Here is a 2,755-nt window from a genome sequence, read left to right on the forward strand (position 1 = left end):
ACTACCTACGGCGACATCGCCCGCGACCTGGGCAGGCCCCAAGCGGCCAGGGCGGTGGGCGGCGCACTGGGGCGCAACCCGCTGCCGGTGCTCGTGCCTTGCCATCGCGTGCTGGCCGCCGACGGATCGATCGGCGGATTCTCGGCAATCGAGGGTCCGCAGCTCAAGCGCCGGATGCTCCAGATCGAGGCCCGCGCGCATCGCCGCTGAACCGGACGCTGCCTTGACCGTCGGGGCATCGGCATACTATCGTCCTACAATTAGAGAGCCTCAAACAGTAGGGGATTCCCATGCGCCGCTTCGTCTATCTTGTCGCATTTATCGTCGTGCTCGGGTTTACGTCGACGGCCTGGGCCACGACCATCGGCGGCCTGGGCTACAACGTGGGCACGCTGAACATCTCGGCCGACGTGGGAGTGGGGATTTTCCAGCGCGACATCTATTTTCTCAAGGACGACTCGATGCGCAACGAGGAGACGACCAGCCGGCTGGCGGCCAAGATCTCCTTTGGTCCCTGGCGGATCATCGACTTCTACGCCCTGGGCGGCGCCGGCGACCTGTCGATCACCGGCACCACCTTCCGCGCGGCCCTCGGGCCGTACTACGGCGGCGGACTGCGCCTGCAGGTCTTTCCCTGGAACGAGGGAGAATTCCGCGTGGCGCTTGACGGCAACGTCACGGGCATGCACGTCGAAGACGAGGGGGTGCGCGGCGACTGGTGGGAGTACCAGGCGGCGCTGATCATCAGCAAGACCTGGCAGAACTTCACCCCCTTCGGCGGCGTGAAATATTCCGACTCCGGCGTGCACTTCAAGCCCGGCGGCAGCAACAACGTACGCTCGGATCAGAACGTCGGCGTGTTCCTCGGCGTCGACTATTTCATCACGCCGTTCGTGTTTTTCAACGGCGAGATTCACGTATTTGCCGAGACGGCGGCCTTCGTCGGCGTCGGCTACCGCTACCGCTGACCGATTTCGGTCGTTATTCCTTGACACGCGGGGCGGTTTTGTGTAGAAATTCGGCCTCCGTTCGGCGTGCCGCGCGTCGTGTCGGATAGTCATGACAAGGGAGTAACAATGAAGACCTACAACGCCAAGCCGGGCGAGGTCGAACGAATCTGGTATTTGCTCGACGCTCAGGACCTTGTGCTCGGCAGAATCAGCACGCGCATCGCCGATGTCCTGCGCGGCAAGCATAAGCCACAGTACACCCCTCACGTAGATACCGGCGACTTCGTCGTCGTGATCAACGCCGAGAAGGTCAAGCTGACCGGCAATAAACTCGAGGACAAGAAATACTATCGCCACACCGGCTACATCGGCGGGCTGAAGTACCGCACCGCCGAGCAGATGCTCGAGGAGAAGCCCACCGAGGTGTTGAAGCATTCGGTCAAGGGCATGCTGCCCAAGAGCTCGTTGGGTCGGACGATGTTCAAGAAGCTCAAGGTCTATGCCGGACCAGAGCATCCACACGAGGCACAACTGCCGCGCAAGTTAGAGATATAGGCGGGAGACAGGGATGAACGAGGCCAACAGATACTACGCCGTCGGTCGCCGCAAGGCCGCCATCGCGCGCGTTTATTTATCGCTCGGCGAGGGCAAGATCATCATCAATCGTCAGCCCATGGAAAAGTTCATGGATCGCGAGACGAACCGGATGGTGATCCAGCAGCCGCTGGTACTGACAAACATGAACGGCAAGGTCGACCTGCTGATCAACGTCAACGGCGGCGGCATCAGCGGTCAGGCCGGAGCGATCAGGCACGGACTGTCGCGTGCGCTGTGCGAACTCGACCCGGAGCTGCGTACGATGCTCAAGAGAGCCGGCTACCTGACGCGCGACGCGCGCAAGGTCGAACGCAAGAAGTACGGCTTGAAAAAGGCCCGGAAACGCTTCCAGTATTCCAAGCGTTAATTCCCGATCCCCCACGATGTTCATCACGGCGTCGCCGGCAACGGCGGCGCCTTATCTTTTTGTACCGCCTGCCGCTTGATATAATTGATTCATGTTGCGGCTGACAATTCTTGTTGCGGCCTGTGCGGCTGTGCTGCTTGCGCTGGCGGGTTGGACCCCTGAGCTGACCGACGCGGGCGACGTGCTGCGCCTGAGCCTCAAGGCCACGGACGGCGCTGACTCGCGCCAGGGGCCGACCGCGGTGGTCGCCGAGCTGGTCAACACCTCGGGCGAGGAACTGCGGCTGACGGGAAACGCGTACTTCGAGCTGACCGGCGGCGAAGAGTTCGAGATTTTCCGCGCGGACATCGATTTGCGTACGGACAACGCGCAGACCGCGGCACAGTACCAGCTGCTGATCGAGCCCGCGGCCTTTGTCCGCTCGAGCTACGTACTGCAGCAGCTTCAATGGACCTCACCCTACACCCCGCGCCGCAAGGCGCAGCGCCTGGCGCAGGCCGTGCCGCCGGGCAAGTACAAGCTGCGCCTGGTCTACAACATCAGCTCGCTCAACGGACCGGCCTTCGCCTCCACGCTGGTGTCCAACAAGGTCAAGCTCGACTACCGCTGATTGGGCGCGGTCCGGCTTGACCGTCAAAACGCCCGGCCATAGACTTGGCGCGCATGCATCCTTTGCTCGATCCGACGCCGGGAAAACGCCTTTTGCTGGCGGGGAACCAGGCGATAGTGCGCGGGGCGCTGGGGGCGGGTCTGGCCCTGGCCATGACCTATCCGGGCACGCCGGCCAGCGAGATCGGCGACACGCTGAACTCCCTGGCGAGCGAGGCGCAGATTTACTTCG

General features: G+C 62.7%; 5 protein-coding genes. All 5 read left to right on the forward strand.

The features are described 5' to 3' along the window. The coding region (locus P9M14_01385; protein ID MDP8254379.1) for an MGMT family protein at positions 1 to 210 on the forward strand (210 nt) is incomplete at its 5' end. Between the two features lie 80 nt (positions 211 to 290). Then, positions 291 to 968, forward strand: a complete 678-nt coding sequence (locus tag P9M14_01390; GenBank protein ID MDP8254380.1) for a hypothetical protein — start codon at positions 291 to 293, stop codon at positions 966 to 968. 108 nt (positions 969 to 1,076) lie between these two features. Next, positions 1,077 to 1,505, forward strand: a complete 429-nt coding sequence (gene rplM / locus P9M14_01395; GenBank protein MDP8254381.1) for a 50S ribosomal protein L13 — start codon at positions 1,077 to 1,079, stop codon at positions 1,503 to 1,505. Between the two features lie 13 nt (positions 1,506 to 1,518). Then, on the forward strand, positions 1,519 to 1,914 hold the full coding sequence (rpsI, locus tag P9M14_01400; GenBank protein ID MDP8254382.1) for a 30S ribosomal protein S9: 396 nt from the start codon (positions 1,519 to 1,521) through the stop codon (positions 1,912 to 1,914). A gap of 91 nt (positions 1,915 to 2,005) precedes the next feature. Next, on the forward strand, positions 2,006 to 2,524 hold the full coding sequence (locus P9M14_01405) for a hypothetical protein (GenBank protein MDP8254383.1): 519 nt from the start codon (positions 2,006 to 2,008) through the stop codon (positions 2,522 to 2,524). Positions 2,525 to 2,755: the final 231 nt, after the last annotated feature.

Source organism: Candidatus Alcyoniella australis (genome assembly GCA_030765605.1).
GTDB classification, from domain to species: domain Bacteria; phylum Lernaellota; class Lernaellaia; order JAVCCG01; family Alcyoniellaceae; genus Alcyoniella; species Alcyoniella australis.